Source organism: bacterium (genome assembly GCA_023145965.1).
Taxonomy (GTDB): domain Bacteria; phylum UBP14; class UBA6098; order UBA6098; family UBA6098; genus UBA6098.
Genome location: JAGLDC010000019.1, coordinates 1 through 16,470, shown reverse-complemented (window position 1 = coordinate 16,470; position 16,470 = coordinate 1). Strand labels below are relative to the sequence as shown.

Annotated in this window: 11 protein-coding genes and 1 tRNA gene; 3 read left to right on the top strand and 9 right to left on the bottom strand. The window is 44.9% G+C overall.

From position 1 onward, the window contains the following. Positions 1–419: 419 nt before the first annotated feature. Together KAH81_02350 and KAH81_02345 are read right to left on the bottom strand one after the other, a co-directional pair. On the bottom strand, positions 420–2,549 hold the full coding sequence (locus KAH81_02350) for a T9SS type A sorting domain-containing protein (protein MCK5832486.1): 2,130 nt from the start codon (positions 2,547–2,549) through the stop codon (positions 420–422). A 77-nt stretch (positions 2,550–2,626) separates the two neighbouring features. Continuing rightward, entirely contained in the window at positions 2,627–2,824 is a 198-nt protein-coding gene (locus KAH81_02345; GenBank protein ID MCK5832485.1) for a hypothetical protein, read from the bottom strand. 37 nt (positions 2,825–2,861) lie between these two features. Here KAH81_02345 and KAH81_02340 point away from each other — a divergent pair, with 37 nt between their 5' ends. Then, positions 2,862–3,146, top strand: a complete 285-nt coding sequence (locus KAH81_02340; GenBank protein ID MCK5832484.1) for a hypothetical protein — start codon at positions 2,862–2,864, stop codon at positions 3,144–3,146. A 75-nt stretch (positions 3,147–3,221) separates the two neighbouring features. On the opposite strand, the gene KAH81_02335 is transcribed toward KAH81_02340, so the two are convergent. Next, positions 3,222–3,294 (bottom strand) — tRNA-Lys (locus KAH81_02335). 350 nt (positions 3,295–3,644) lie between these two features. Here KAH81_02335 and sppA point away from each other — a divergent pair. Beyond that, the gene (gene sppA / locus KAH81_02330; GenBank protein MCK5832483.1) at positions 3,645–5,384 is read left to right on the top strand and encodes a signal peptide peptidase SppA; all 1,740 of its coding nucleotides are present in this window, start codon (positions 3,645–3,647) and stop codon (positions 5,382–5,384) included. A 306-nt stretch (positions 5,385–5,690) separates the two neighbouring features. Here sppA and KAH81_02325 read toward each other — a convergent pair whose 3' ends face one another. After that, positions 5,691–6,002 carry a DUF59 domain-containing protein gene (locus KAH81_02325; protein ID MCK5832482.1) on the bottom strand — a complete coding sequence of 104 codons (312 nt, stop codon included), beginning with the start codon at positions 6,000–6,002 and terminating at the stop codon, positions 5,691–5,693. An 88-nt stretch (positions 6,003–6,090) separates the two neighbouring features. Then, the gene (locus KAH81_02320; GenBank protein MCK5832481.1) at positions 6,091–11,517 is read right to left on the bottom strand and encodes a T9SS type A sorting domain-containing protein; all 5,427 of its coding nucleotides are present in this window, start codon (positions 11,515–11,517) and stop codon (positions 6,091–6,093) included. 238 nt (positions 11,518–11,755) lie between these two features. Between KAH81_02320 and KAH81_02315 the strand changes: the two genes are divergently transcribed. Continuing rightward, the gene (locus KAH81_02315; GenBank protein ID MCK5832480.1) at positions 11,756–12,325 is read left to right on the top strand and encodes a flavin reductase family protein; all 570 of its coding nucleotides are present in this window, start codon (positions 11,756–11,758) and stop codon (positions 12,323–12,325) included. Positions 12,326–12,406: 81 nt separating this feature from the next. Here the strand turns inward: KAH81_02315 and KAH81_02310 are convergent, their stop codons facing one another. From KAH81_02310 to KAH81_02295, 4 genes are all read right to left on the bottom strand, one after another. After that, a complete protein-coding gene (locus KAH81_02310; protein ID MCK5832479.1) occupies positions 12,407–13,744 on the bottom strand; it encodes a hypothetical protein in 1,338 nt (445 codons plus the stop codon). Between the two features lie 142 nt (positions 13,745–13,886). Beyond that, positions 13,887–14,426 carry a hypothetical protein gene (locus KAH81_02305; protein MCK5832478.1) on the bottom strand — a complete coding sequence of 180 codons (540 nt, stop codon included), beginning with the start codon at positions 14,424–14,426 and terminating at the stop codon, positions 13,887–13,889. Next, positions 14,413–15,822, bottom strand: a complete 1,410-nt coding sequence (dnaB, locus tag KAH81_02300) for a replicative DNA helicase (GenBank protein ID MCK5832477.1) — start codon at positions 15,820–15,822, stop codon at positions 14,413–14,415. The genes KAH81_02305 and dnaB overlap by 14 nt, the downstream gene beginning before the upstream one ends. A gap of 6 nt (positions 15,823–15,828) precedes the next feature. Continuing rightward, positions 15,829–16,395: a uracil-DNA glycosylase gene (locus KAH81_02295; GenBank protein ID MCK5832476.1), complete on the bottom strand. Its 567-nt coding sequence runs from the start codon at positions 16,393–16,395 to the stop codon at positions 15,829–15,831. Positions 16,396–16,470: the final 75 nt, after the last annotated feature.

Sequence of the window (16,470 nt, the reverse complement as noted above, 5' to 3'; positions counted from 1 at the left end):
CCGATATGTGATTGACCCCTCATATCACTCCATCATGCTCAAGTAAAAGCTTGCCCGCCATAAAAAAGCTGTCGCCTGTGCATGAAACGCGAATGATTGCCTGTTCGAAACCGAACGGGATTTAGACTTAAACCCTCCAGCCCTGAAGATGCACACGCGCCAGCGCTCCCATTTGATTGACGTCGGCTTAGGCCGGCGCGAGGGTGGAATGGCGGGGCTCCGGGGGAGTCCGTGCACAAGAAAATGGCTATGCCCAGCTCGGTTGGACACTCGCACGGAGCGTGACGGCCGGTAGGCGGGAAAATGTATCAACAAAAGGCACATAGACAATACACCCACTTCATTCACTTAACCCTCAGCAATTACCAAAAAAAAGGGCGGTCAAAAAACCGCCCTATATAAAACCTAAAACTGAAAACCTACTTAACAAGTAAAAGCTTCTTCTTAAGCTCTCTTCCGCTGGCGCGGAGAACCGCGAAATAGGTTCCCGAGGCCTGATCGTCGGCACGCCAAGCAAGATTGTAACGCCCTGCAGGAAGCACATCGTCAATTATAGTTGTGACCTTGCGCCCAGAAATGTCGTAAATCGCAAGATCCACTTCGGTGCGTTTCGGAATATCGATTGATATTGAGACTCGCGAGTTGAACGGGTTCGGAAAAACGTCAATAAAGGCCGCTTCGAGGGGTTTCTCAGCCGGGCCTTTAGCGATAACTGTTTTCTGAATCTCATAAACATGGATGCCAATATAGCGATCGATGCCAAAAAGATAACCATCATCAAGCATGACCCCAGTCCAATAACCGCCGGAGGGTAGCTCCGCAACTAGGTCGATAATGGGTAAATTGCTGATATCGAAAATCTTAAGTGCGCCCTGACCATCGGCCAGATAAGCCAGATCACCGTCAATAGCGATATCCGTAGCCCAAGTTGTTGAATAACCACCTACAAGACTCGGGCGCGCAGGATCACTAATATCGATAACAACCAGTCCGTTTGGGCCGTCGGCACCAAGCAAATAATCGCTGACAACAGCGATGCCGTTGCCGCCCTCATCGCTTGTCTTGATATAGCCTATTGTTGGAGGTATGCCTCTATCTAGCGCGAAAATGTGGTATCCGCCGTGAAAATCGGAGGCTATGAGGTTTTTTCCCACAAACTCGAGATCACAAAACTGGCGCGAGCGATCAGTTATCATATAGCGAACGCTGATTCTATTATCTGTAAAATCACAAACTGCAATTCCGCCTATACCGAGACTTATAGCAATACGCCCGCTGTCAAAAACCATCTCGCCGATGGGGTCAAGTCTATCGACGCGCTCGATGGGGTATTCTGCGGAGAATTCGCCGTCGAGGTGGTATTGCTCAATAAAGATATTGTCAGATATACTTTCCCGCGCGCCAAGAATATAAATATAATCGCCCTCGATCACGACATCCCATACAAGTTCGAGCTTATCTGAAGCAAGCGTATCGACAAGGCGCGGATAGTCTGGATTTCCAATATCATAAACCAGAACTCCGGAAACACCAGCAGCAACATACATTTTATAATCGTGGATCAGGCTCCTTCTAGGGAAATCATGCGTTACAAGGCGACCGATTTCGTTCGGGCGAGAGGGAGTATGAATATCAAAGACAGACAGGCCCTTATGAAGATTGGCTAAATAGACAACATCGCCATGAAGCGCGCAGTCGTAAGTTGGCATGTCCGGAAGATCCCAAATTAAGCGCGGATTTCCTCCAACCGGTGGCATTTGATAAATCGAGAAATTTGCGGCGCCTCCGGCAAAAAGATAATCCCCGCAAACATCGACAACCATCGGCGAACGAAAGGGCATTGTGAAAAGGTGATCCCGGAAAAGCTTCTCTTCATTGGGTTTAGGCTCATCAAGCCGGCCATAAACAACATTCGAGCCGTAGGCTTTTACAGTAGTATAAATGCCCTTCTGGGTCCCAATGAGAAAAAACTGCTTTGGGTCTGGAACAAAAAGCGCTGCGAGGCCTAAATTGCCTCCTGCAATATAAAGGCGATTATTAAAATAATCTATCCTCAAAGGAGCACCGTTGAGAGTAGCAAAATTCAGCACTTCGGGATTCAAAGGATCGGAAATATCAACGGAAACCAAAAAATTCTCTCCAGAAACGAATGCAAGGTCGCCTTCGATGTCCATCGAAGTGAATTTCCCGAATTTTTGATCGAGGCCACCTTCGAGCTCACCAATAAACCTTGGCGAATACCTATCCGTAATATCGAAAGCCTGAAGACCCTCTTTTTCCCACATAACCCAAAGAATATCCCCTTCGATCCGAATAGCTTTCACCAAGCTTGACCTATCGTCAATCGTGGATATGAACTGAGGAAAATCCTTGTGGTAAATGTTATAAACATTCAATGCCCCACCGACTCCGGCATAAACAACCTGACCATCGGCATCGACCGCACCCACTGGATTAATATCTATTCGATGAATCTCGCGGAGATTTATTTCAGCAAACGAACTGAAACAAAGGACTGTGAGTAAAAACAGGATTGTTATTTTCTTCATAAAAACCTCCTAATTTTAATCTCATTCCAATTTTAAGAATTCTCAACAGTATTGCAAGTTTCTTAAAATAATTTCAATCATCCAAAATAACGATAAATCCAAACTCGATGAATTCTGCAAATATTCATTGCTCTAAAGAGATTAAATGAAAGAACTATTATCCTGTTTTTATTGGCTTTGAGTGTAGTTTCTTCAGCAGCGGAACCGGTTCTTATGACGACTCGGCTGTGCTTCTGTGGTGAAATCCAGTAAACCTCGCCCCATGGACAACCCATAAGTTAGCAACACTATAATGGTATCGGTGCGGTAAGTGTGGCAACCGGCGAGCTAACGCTTAACATCACTGCACCCCTTACTTTAATAGTCGATTCTATTAGCAATAACTATTCTCCAAATCCTTTCTCGATAAATTGCCTTGTAACTGATACCACAAGCTCTGTCATCAATGGCATCACCGCTACAATAAATAATTCTACTGTAAAAAAAGGGAATCATAACTTCACTTGGGATTGTAGCTCGAGCCCCAGTGGAATCTACTTCATCAAGGCAACATACACAGATAAAACCTTCGTGCGTCGTGCAGTCTTAATGAAATAGCAAATTATTCATATAAAAACAAAGGCGGCCGAGAGGCCGCCTTTTTATACTAATCCTTATTAGGAAATATAACAATGAGGGTGGGGGGTTTCGAACCCACGACAACCGGCTTAAAAGGCCGGTGCTCTACCTACTGAGCTACACCCTCGAAGAGTCTGATTAAAATATCTATAGCAAAGGTTTATGTCAAGGTTTTTATTGAAAAAGGATTCTTGCGTGTTTAACCCAAAAGGGGACGTCGTAAGCTCCTGCTCGAAAGGAGCACAGTTTTCCTCCCAAAAATATATCCTCGACCTTTCGAGCAGAAGCTTACAAGCAGGTCGCTTTAAAATAGTCAAATCGAAGCAAAATTCCTTGCGACCTGCTTGTTCCGTTGTGCCTATCGGCACAACGGCCGACGCCCCCCGAAAATAGTTCTAGCTCCAAGCCATCTCTTATAACTTGAAACCCGACTGGTTTTTATATAGATTGTATTTTAAACAAACCGTTGGAGGAAAAGTGAAAAAAGCTCTTATAATTATTTCTGTTGTTTTGATTGTTTTATTCTTGGTAGTTTTGTTTGCGGTTAAAACCCTTTCTGGGATATCTGGAAAAAGCGCTGCATCGATTGACAAGGCTTCAATATTAAGCGTCAACCTTTCTAAACCCTATCCAGAAAGAAGCACATACAACTTCTCAGGTTTCAGCTTCAAGAAAGACTCAAATTTTCTTAGTCTGATAAAAACCATAGAAACTGCCGCCGAGGATGAGGACATTATTGCTTTATCACTCAAGATCAATGGTGTATCACTCTCCAGGTCTCAACTCGATGAATTTTCAAAAGCGGTCGAGGAGTTTAAAGACAGTGGAAAACCCGTCTATGCCTTTATGCCATCTGCAGGAATGAAGGGCCTTCTTGCTTCTTCACTTGCTGATAGCGTATTCATGCCCCCTCCGAGCGATTTCATTTTACTTGGAATGGCTATAATGCCGATGTTCTATGCCGGAACAGCAGAAAAAGTCGGCGTCGGTTTCGATGTAATCCAGATTGGTGACTATAAAGGCGCAGCAGAGATGTTCACTCAAAAAGGCTTTACACCACCACTTCGCGAAAACTATACATCTCTGCTCGATGACCTTTACCAAAATTGGATCGTAAAAGTCGCCCAACGCAGAGATATTACCCAAGAACAACTCAGAGCTATCGTCGATAAAGGAACCTTCGAAGCCGAAGAAGGATTCGAAATAGGACTTATCGATGGAATCCTCTACCCACAGGAATACAAAGATAAAATGCTTTCATTAGTCGAGGATAACGACGAGAGAATAGTGTCAGTATCCAGATATAAATCCTCAAAAAGCTTTCTGTCCGGCAAACAAAAAATCGCTGTCATATATTGCCTCGGCAATATCCATTCCGGCGAATCAAAAGACAATCCCTTTAAAAGCAATTTCTCTATCGGCGATGAAACCTTTATGGAAGCTATCGATGACGCTGCTGATGACGACAATATCGAAGCTATTGTGCTTCGAGTAAATTCGCCCGGAGGAAGCGCCCTCGCTAGTGATTTCTTATGGAAATCCATTATCGATGCAAAGGAGAAAAAACCCGTATTGGTCAGTATGGGAGGTGTTGCCGCAAGCGGTGGATACTACATTAGTATGCCCGCAGATTCAATTTTCTGTTCTGAAGGAACAATAACCGGTTCTATCGGTGTCATTTTCATGAAATTTAATATTGAAGAACTTATGACAAAGGTCGGCATTACCGTAGATACAATCACACGAGGCTCGCTAGCTGACGATTTCTCCCTGCACAAACCGATGGACCCCGAAGCCTACGACGCTTTTCGAAGGTCAACACTCGCGATCTACAGCGATTTCACCTCTAAGGCTGCAGCAGGCAGAGGCCTCGAACTCGATTCTCTACTTAAACTCGCCGAAGGACGAATCTGGACAGGCAACCAGGCTGTAGCAAACCACCTCGCTGATAGAATAGCCTCCTTATCCGAAGTTATTGATATCGCCGCAAATATGGTTTCTATCCCGGAAGAAGAGTTGGGAATCGTCGTGTATCCTAAAGAAAAAAGTTTTTTCAAAATGGCATTCGAGATTTATTCCGGCTCAGCCGTCGGAAAACTGGAACTCCCAAAAGAAATCGAAAACGCCTTCCAACCATATATCGACCTTGTATCCTTATATAGATATCCGGAGCCGCTTACGCTTATGCCTGTTAGAGTGATCGAAGGCGAAAACTAAATATATATTAAAATTAAATAAAAAACCGGTGGTTTCAAAACCACCGGTTTTTTTCTATCTAATTTTCAGTCTTATACAAAATCTCCGCCGATGGCGCAGGTAAGGCGATAGCGCGAAATTTGCCCCCTCTGCAAATTTCGTGACAACAAGGTGGGGAGCGAGATTTTTGCTCGATATCAAAATACTAATAAAGTTAAATTATCGGAAAAGCAAAAATCGTGACAGCGACAAAACGAAAGTAAAAAAGTAACGTCTTCAGGCCACAACCTAATTCCTTATTACGCCTCTACCCTCAATCTATCCCTCTTAAATATTATATCCTAACCCTCTAAGCTTGATCTTACCATCTTCAGTAATCTTTTCAACCGACCATCTAGGCTCGAAAGTGAGGTTTACTTTAGCACCTTCTATCCCCTCTACAGCCAAAATAGCCTCCTCGGCCATCTTAGTTAGTATCTGGTGCATTGGACATCCAGGAGTTGTCAATGTCATATCAACTTCTACTCTATTCTCATCAATGCGAACATCATAAATGAATCCCAGATCAACAATATTTACAGGTATTTCGGGATCATAAACATTTTTTAAACCTTCGATAATCTGTTCTTTTGTCACCATACTAACTCTCCTCCTCCTCTTTATAAAAGAGGCCGGAGTTAATCCCCCGGCCTCTAAAACCCCATTTGGGGCACTCATTTACTCTAAGCTACTTGATGAGCGTCATCTTGCGAGTCTGACGGAAATCACCGGCGGAAACCTTATAAAGGTAAAGCCCACTCGGGACATCGCGACCCTGAGCATCTCTGCCATTCCAGATAACCCTCTGGTAGCCCGCTTCCTTTTCGCTATCGACTATAGTGTTAACCTTCTTACCGAGAAGATTAAACACCTCGACCTTCACATGGGCCTTCTCTGGAAGGGCAACAGTGAATTCAGTCGTAGCATTGAACGGATTCGGCTTATTGGCCGAAAGCGCATATTCGGTCGGAAGCTTAGCATCATCGATATTCAACGGAACATCGCCGAGAGTCATCGTAAACCTACGAGCACCACTCGTGCTTGTGAAGGTGTAAGAATATACCTCTCGCATATCTATTGTTGTTCCGGTAGAAATATCTGTCATTTGAAGATTCCATCTTCTATCGAGATTATCGACACCACAAGAAACATCATCCGAGGAAGGAACACGATCCTTCGGCCATGTCAGTGTAACTGTCATGCCCGCCGGAAGATCCCTAACCACGAAGTCCCAGTCTTTGAACTCCAGGTTAAAGTTCTCTTTGGTGTTTCTCATGAGCCTGAGACCGCTATTCTCGAAGAAAGCCTTTATCGCACCACTCGGTGGGACAACAGAAGGTTCGCGAATGTCATAATCACCATAACCATCGATAGCAAGGTTATTCACACTGATATAATTATATGTGTCATAGCGCCTGTCGGAGCTATTAATTGCACTGACAGAGACTCGGAGAGCAAATTCCTCCGGGTTTGCTGTCTTAACCTTCTTTACTGTGGGACGAATCTTAGCGGTGAAGGTCTCCATCGTTCCGTCTTCTGGATAAATGATGTTTGTATATGTCATCGGATTTCCAGGAAGAACATCGATGAAATAACCAACCCAAGAATCGATTAGATTATCCTCACCGTGGCCACCAAGAATCGGGCTGTAAGACTTGAATCCCTCTTTCTGTGACCAGGTCCAGTATTCAGGGTGTATGTAAGTGAAGTCGGTAGCCGCATAAACAGCATCCCAATCGACACGCTTATTATACGGGTTTCCAATTAGCCACCAACCCCAACTGGGGCTTTCTTCCGGATAATAAACCGGATAGGTGAAATCTCCAGAAGCATACGGAGCACCGTAAACATCCCAGAACGTTCCCTCGAGCCATGTCTTTAGATAATAACCACGCCCGCGATTGAATCCTGTGGGCATCTCGTAGATGCCAGCATCCTGATTCCATCCCCAGATATTGGAAACGGTGTGGTCAACATCGAACGGAGTAATGTCATCCATGAACTGAATGAACGGATCGTTCGGATTAGCTATAACCGGAACAGAGATCAAACTCCAACCCCTCGGGGCCTTGGGTAAAATCTGAACACTAACCGGGATGAGAGTAGGCTCAAGATTTGGATCTGGATAGAAATAAGCATCGAAATCATAGTCACCAGCAGGATTAGCATAAGCCGGATTAACAAGTGCAAATGTCTGGCATTCGCCCGGCGCTATATAACCGCTGATGGGATCGACATACATGCCACCGGGTAGAACACTTGCAGGAGCCTCGATAACATAGATACGAGGAATAGCAAAGTTCATAACCCAAAGCCTACCTTGATAGTCCATATCAAGACCAGCAAGACCGCCAAGTTCGGAGTGCGGAGCAGCAATAGTATTGATTATATCACCTGTCGAAGGGTCAATCTCATAAATAAGACCAACAGCTCCAGCATCAGCATACCAGATAGTCCTTCTACCTGGATCGAAAGCTATTCCACCACAGGCAGGAGCAGCGAATACATTGAGGATTTCGCCTGGAGTATCCCATGAGGGACCCATTACTTCGTAAATTACATTAGTTGACCAACTACCAATGTAGAACACATCGCGTGCAAAATCATAGCCGAGTCCTCTTTGCCAATTTGCTGCCCAAGGACCTCCTAGAGAATCTACAATTTCACCAGTATTGGGATCCCAAGCATAAATCTTATATGTTGTATCAGATTCAATTTGCCACATCACATTGCGATTAGCATCCCAAGCCATATCGACAAACCAGGCTATATCGGGAGCAAGATCAGGCCAATGTATGCGACCTATATCCCATACTATACCCGAATAAGCCCAAGCCGGGTAATTCCATGCCATGTTCTGAACTTGAGTGATCGTCCCGCCAATTTCATGGCGTTCACTAACCCAAACTCTATCTATATTGAGTCTTCCCTCGATACCGAATCCCCACGGGAGGTTGGTTTCAGGGATAGAGTAAGAATCGATAACAGCTCCAACATCCGAAGGACGCATTCTCGACTCGGAACGGTCTATCGAAGTGCTGGTAGCACAATTCATCGCAAACTTAGCTGCCGAGTCTTCGATAAAACCAGGCTTTGCCTCTTCAATCGGTCTCTCGACACGAGCGCGGGCACCACCAATCGAACCGGGAACCCCGGTGAAGTGATACCATACAGTATCTTCCGTCGGGTTGCAAAGCTCGAATAAAAGCGAATCTTCCTCGGTTTGATCGAGTTGACCAGTAATCTCATCTACATCGATCGGGCAAATAGGAAGAAGAAGCGTCGTAACTTCATCTATGAAAACTAAAGCCTCTTTGTGGTTGGGCCAGTAGCCGGGTATGCCTGCATTTACGGTTACGTCGCCATATTGAATATTATCCAACATAACACTTCCATCAGGGCCGGTATAACCGCTATTGCCCGGAGCATAAACTAAAGCTCCCTCGATAGTCTCATAGGTATTGCAATCATAGACAAAGACCTGCAACATACCTGTCGGTGAAACCATAAATGAGAAATCATCCACATACCAACCATCACGCGATAGAGAAGCATCGGAAGCGAAATCGAATCTCACATGAGTAACATTGGGGGTTAAAGCGATACTCTGTTTAATCCATTCATCCCAAACTCCATCGTCATCAGACCAGCAATCTTCGCCGTAGAGATATGGATTAAGGATTGAGAATGGGAAGTTATAAGCTGTATCGAGCGGAGCGGCGATTGTCCAGGTAAGTCCGTCATCGGTCGAAACCTTCATATTTCCGCCGTCATAAGCCACAGAAAACCCATCTTCCATGTCAATCCACTGCCACCAACTGAATTCCATAGATGGGAAAGGAATCTCTACATCTAACTTCCAGTGAGCATTAACTGCATATGCTGCTTCGAGATCGGTTCCCCAACAATTAGCACCTGAATAAGCTGCAGTTGGCCCAACAACAGTAGGTGTTCCCCATTCCCATCCACCTGCAAGCGGATCAGGAACGCCGCCGTCACCATCATCTTCGAGGCTATCGACCGGTATGGGATTAAGGAAAATCGTATCTATCCAAGTTGTTTCGCCGGGCGCAACTGCGGTCATCGGCGACCATGCAATATCGTATCCAGCATATTGAGCAACAACCTGATTATCGCCAACATCGACGCCATCGAGGACAAACAAGCCTGTTACATCGGTTAGATCGTTTACAACCGTGCCTAGCCCCTCGCATGCGATGTTAATATCGGCGCCCGGAGTATCGGTAAGGTCGGCATAACCGGCAATATAACCGGTCGGACGCGGGTCAAGCGTGAAGTCTTGGCGCGTTCTCGATCCTTCGACGAAAATAAGACCAAATGCCGTATCCTCGAAGAAAGCCGGATGCGTGCAATACACATCATTCGTGCCCTCAGGAACACGCGAAACTTCATAATAGCCTGAAGCATCGGTTGTGCCGGACAATCCTGTTCCAACAATTCCTACTGTGGCACCTGAATGATCAGATCTTCCAGAAAGAGTCACATAACCGTAAAGCTCGCCACCTTCAGGAGGCGGAACTGTGCAATAACGGATAGTCCTCGTAGCTGTTGTAAGACCGAAATAATCCGGACTTGCCATTGCACCACCAACATACATATATGGCGCTCCAACAGAGCCATCGTAATTCTCGACTCCCATCGAGAATTCATCGAGAACCGGTGGAAGAACATTGAAACGAACATCTATAGCGCAATTGCCACCCGGACAAACTATAACATCTGGATGCCAAACCTGTATTTGAACATTGAAATAAGTTCCGGTATATCCAAAAACTCTCCAATTATCAAATGATAGCAAGAAATAATCACCACTTAGATCATCATCATAATAGCAAGCAGAAATTGCATCCGAACCAATCAGGTCACTCCAAAGAAAAGCCAGCATTCCATCCAGGGAACCTCCGGCTGTCGGGATATCCTCGGGAGTACGATACGAACCACCGGGGCTCGTAGTTCCGAGATGCATCCATCCATTTGAAGAAAGCCAAACCATAGCGTGTTCAACACCATAGAACACAGGGTTGAAAACCATCCCGGTAACAGAACCATAAACGTCGTCGGCTTCCCAGGCGGTAAGCTCGAAGCCGGAAGAGCAATCGATCCAAGTTGGGTCGGGGCTCATCGGAAGTCCGGTGCCATCTTCGTAAACGTAATAATCTCCGAGAACTGAAACGGTACAAGGATCACTGGTTCCAGGCGTTGACGGAGTATATGTATCTGTCGCCTGAAAATAATAGACTACTTGGTCCCAGTCGTTAAGTCCAGCAAGGTTGTAGCTGTAATCTCCAAGACCATCCCCAGCTCCTGTAACATAAGTCATTACAGCGCAAGTAGTCGCAGTGCCATTTATACTATAACAGAACTCCGCCGTGCTTGGATTAACACCCGTAACATCATCAATGTTAACCTCGAAGGTGTGTGAAGAAGTCCCACCCGGAAGAGTAGTTTCGCATGTGTAATAGAACAAAGGAGGGCTTGGTTCCGCAGGAGCTTCATAGCCATAAACGACTATATTATCTATCGACCACCATACCTCGTTGGTTGTGTTTCTGCGTTCCCAAAAAGCCACTTTGCAATCGGCGTGCCCACCAACTAGCGATGTAATATCTATACGGCGGGTTTCGTGGATTATTCCGGAAGATATACCATAGGTATAAAGACTTTCCGGCCAGGTTGTCCCACCATCAATCGATAGAAGCACATAATTATCACCAGTTCCCGGATCAACATCCCACCATGAATAATCGGTTTCATATTCTAGAACTACTGAATCAAATGTTGCAGTTGTTGGATCGAAAGACGGCGTGACGAGATAATCATCAGCCACTTCTTCCGGACTCCAGTGAATCCTTGCAACCGGTAGCGTTGACCAGGTCCCACCTTCACTGGCGCCTGAAAAGGGATGCCAATCGTTACCATTTTCAAGCGGCGTTGCTTCATCGCCTCCGACAATACGAGTCCAAGCGGTAGGCGGAGTGGCGGGTGTTACCCATGAATCGAATGTCTCAAAGGGGAACAACTCGACCTCTGTTTGCGCAAAAACGCACAGAGCAAGCAACATCATCCCTAAAAAGAGCATAGCCTTAGGCTTCATTCTAAATCCTCCTTCTTGATTTTAAAAATACTAATTCTCCATATTTTACAATTTGTAGAAAAATACTTGGCCTTACCATCAATGTCAAGGCATTTTTGAAAAGCAATATAATATTCAAATAACTTCGATTCCCTAACAAAACCGAATAATGATGTGCGTTTTCAAGGCTACTTGAAAAACGCGAATCCATTTATATTGTCTAAGATAATTAGAAAAGTGAAAAAAAAAAGGGTTATTTATGAAAATTATTCTCGCCGAACCATATCCTCTTATCGCACCCATCCCAGCATCGGTTATTGCAGTGAGTTCGGAAAAAAGTGGAGATAATCTCATCACGCTTGCATGGATAGGAGTAGCCTGCTCCGAACCACCCTGTATTTCCATTGCCATCCGGCGTGATCATAGACATAGCTATCACATTATCCATGAAAACCCCGAATTTACAGTCAATATTGCTCAGAAAGAAAATACACGCGCTGTCGATTCTTGCGGCGTGCTTCACGGAAACAAAATTGACAAATGGAGCGTTTCTGGCTTAACAAAAGACCGTGCGTCTATCATTTCGGTCCCAATCATCAGAGAATTCCCGATTAATCTCGAGTGTAGGGTAATCGAAAGTCTAATTCTTGGCTCTCATGAACTGTTTATTGGAGAGGTTGTCGCCACGCATGTAAATGAAGATGTATTTATCGACGGCTCACTAAAAATGGAACTATTTTCTCCTCCGGCATACATCCCAAAAATAGGAAAATATTTTGCCTTGGAGAATAAGAGCCCTCTGGGCCGGTATGGCTTCTCAAAAAAGTGAATAAAAAAAGCCCCCCTCGAAGGGGGGCTAAATCCGAGGGATTGTGGGGAGCACAATCTTTTTATTTTCCCCCGGTGAGATTTAATCCATTTTAGCTGTTTTCATAGCCTGATTGGCGACATCTGCCGAGGCACGGCTCGAACTTAACGCCTCCTTATATTCTTCCGCCTCGAAATGCTCGCGCGCTTTAGCTTGCACCTCAATAGCTCTTTCCAATAAATCCATGGCTTCAGGAGAATTCGAATCCTCAATCGCAGTTCTTGAATGCTCGATAATGTTGTCTGTATTGTCGAGAGCTTTCTCGACATTCCATTTATTTATATCTCCAGACTCTATAGCAGACCTTTTCGCTAAATCGGCCATCCGACGTGCCTCAATAACCAATTTCTGAGCCTTATCGACAGAACCATTGCCTAGAGAGGATTGAGCTTCAATTAAAAGCTCAGTAGCCCGAGAGATCATTTCTTTAACCTCGGGTCGTGTTTTTGAATTAATACTTTCCTCTGCAAAAGCAATAAGCTCCTCGGTTCGCGAGAACTCATCCTCCATTCGCTCGATTGCGAGCCCGCCATGGCGGGCAATCTCGATCGATCTCTGGGAAAGCTGGATTGTTTCATCTATAAGCTTTTTCGCCTCACGTGGTTTGCCATTCAAATAATAAAATTCAGCCTCTCCAAGTATGTCGATGGACGTAGATAATAACTCAACCGCCTCAATAGCCTCGGGGAAAACCATGTTCTCTGCATAAAATATCATCTCGCGTGCTCGCTCGATTGCGGCATCCAGCCTTTCCGGACCAAAGCGTTGTTCCGCCTCGATAGTGGCGCGCCGTATCTGTTGAAGACGGTCGCGAACTAATTGAGCTAATTCTCCCGAAATAACATAGCTTTCGGATGAATACATCTCCCAAGCTCGATTCTGCATCTCTACTACAGCAGCAAAATCCTCGCGAATTATCTCATCGCCAAATTCATCTACCGCAGGAGCAAGCTCTTCGATAGTCTCGGTGTTTTGCTCGAGAACACGCAAAACTATTTCATGCCCATCATCTTCCTCGTCAACATCGGCGCGATATTGGGGCATCCTCTCGACACGCAACGCTATCTCTCGGGCCTGACGAGTCATATTCAACGCCAGCATTTGCTGATTATCTTCATACGAGTGCCATGCATCGGACTGCATATCCGTCACGATACTCATATTGTCGATTATAATTTGCGGCGGCTCAGAAAGCATATTCTCTTCGACACGCATGATAATCTCATCTGTGAGATTAAGCTCGTATTCGACATTAACCGATGGCGTCCCGAAGGTCGAGCCAGCGAGAAAAAACAAGCCAAAAAATACCAAAAATGGTAGCGAGGCAAATACAATCCCGAAAACTGTATCTTCGAACCTTTTTAAGTTTCCACTAAACATAATATACCTCCAAAACAAACTCTATCGCTTCGAATAGCTGCAGGATAAATGCCAAAAACTATCTCTTTGAATTGCAATGAGTTAACTATTGAAAAATATTTAAGATGTTCTGCATTGTATATTGAGTGTCCCTATAGGAACATCAATTTATGGAATCGGCCAGATAGGATGATAACATCTCGCATAATTCCTCTGGCTTATCCGGCGAGATAAAAACTGACCCATCTACCGATAAAATCAACACTCCAGGATCGAAGCGGTTGCATAACACCTTAAAACTTCCATCATGAGTATCTGTATTGTGCTTTCCCCGATAACCAAAAACGCCCGATATGCCAGCGCGACCATGGATATCACCGTGCGAAAGCGAAGTAATAAGCTCGAAAGAGGTTATTTTTGAGTATTCTATCGAAGTTTTTCCGAACAAACTCGATATAACTAATTCGTCTTCTTCGAATTCATAAGAACGGACTGTTAAACCCCATCCTACAACAACGAAGAAAATCATGATTAAAAAATATATCTTACCGGAGATACTTATTATTGAAGCCGGCAAAATGGAATTAATAGCTACTCCCGACCCTAACATTATAACAATAGCTAACATAGTAGCTATTTGTGCAGGTTGATCGAAAGGAGCATTAAAGGATTGACCTACACCGTTCTTTCTAGGTTCCACCATAGTCCTTATCTACATACGGTGCTTCCTCTCCTGCATAAGGTTCAACATGTTCGAGGGAGAGATTTTCAAATGCTACATATTCTCGTTTGAAGCTAAGGAAAACATCATCGATAGGGCCGTTTCGCTGTTTCGCTACAATAATCTGAGCTATTCCATAGCTTGGGTAATCCGTTCCCATAATTTTCACTTGCTTAAAACCATACATCTCTGGACGATAAATAAACATCACTACATCGGCGTCCTGCTCGATAGCACCAGACTCGCGGAGGTCCGCGAGAACAGGCCTTTTATTATCCCTGGACTCGACTTGCCGTGAAAGCTGGGAAAGCGCTATAAGCGGAACACTCATCTCTCGAGCTAACGCTTTAAGCTGTCGAGAAATCTTGGAAATTTCCTGTTGTCTATTCTCACCACCGCGACCACCTGCGGTTATAAGCTGAAGATAATCCACAACTATAAGACCTATATCGGTTCTACGCATCAACCTTCGGACCTTCGCACGCATATCCAAAACCGTGAGGTTAGGGGTGTCATCTATGAAGATTTGAGCGCTGGAAAGAGTATTGAGACTATTTCCAATGCGTTTGAAATCCTTTTTGTTGAGCGTGCCTGTCCTGAGCCGCTGAGCATCAACCTTGAACTTGCTAGACATAATACGCATAACAAGCTGATCTTTAGCCATTTCTAAAGAAAATAGCGCGACGCCCTTTTTTTCCTCCAGTGCCGCATTAAGAACCATTCCTAAAGAGAGAGCTGTTTTTCCCACAGATGGCCGCGCGGCAATAATTATATAATCCGATGGATGCATTCCGCTGGTAAGCTCATCGAGTTTATAATATCCGGTCGCTAAACCGGTAACAGAATGCTTATTCTTTCGTAATTCATCGAGATGATCATAGGTTTGAGGAATTATATCGGCAAGCGAGGAAAAATCGCCTTTAAGGCGCTTTTCGCTGATATTAAATATGGTCTGTTCAACTGAATCGAGAAGCTCCTCGACATTCTGATTCTCTGTATAGGCACTCGTAACGATATCGCTTCCGGCATGGATTAGACTTCTCATAATCGCCTTTTCACGGATTATCTCTGCGTGATATGTGAGATTACCCGATGTCACTACCGAGGCCATCAATGAGGTAATATAGCTTCGTCCTCCAACCTTCTCTAGCTCGTTCGTGCGATTCAATTCTTCTGACAAAGTCATTATATCGACTGGCATATCGTTTTCAGCGAGACGGTGCATCGCCTCGAAAATATATCGATGACTGTTGCGATAAAACGCGTTTTGATCCAACATCTCGAGACCGCGGTCGAGTGCCTCGCTCTCGAGCATCATCGCGCCTAAAACCGCCATCTCAACCTCAATATTCTGTGGTGCTATTCTCTCTTCGACCATCTATCCTCACTTCTTGGGTATATCGAGTTCAGCTATTTCCATAAGTCGTTTCATGTCTTCCCAAACAGGCTTTTTTCCGGCAGAATTTCGAAGAAGATATGCCGGATGATAGGTCACTATCATAGGGATATCTTCGGTTTCCTCATCTATTTTAAAATAATGAGTTCTCCCCCTCAATCTCCCGAGGGTGGCATCTGTTTTAAGAAGATTCTGAGCGGCGATTCTACCGAGACAACATATCACTTTCGGACGAATTATCCTTAATTGTTCCATCAGGAAAGGAATACACATCTCAACCTCGTCGGGTTGTGGGTCGCGGTTACGAGGAGGTCTGCACTTCAGTATATTGGCGATGTAGATACCTTTATCCCTCGAAAGCCCCATTGCTGCAAAAATTTTATCGAGAAGCTGCCCGGCTCTCCCAACAAATGGTTCGCCGAGACGGTCTTCATCGGCACCGGGTGCTTCACCAATAAAAATAATACGCGCAGATGGATCACCGGCACCAAAAACAATCTTATTTCGTTGAGAAGCAAGTTTACACAGAGAACATTCGGCCATTCTCGACTTCATCTCGGCCAGAGCGATTGCGCTATTAGAGCCGCCAGAACTTTCGGGAGTGCAGCTCTTCTCGCTCTTTCGACTATA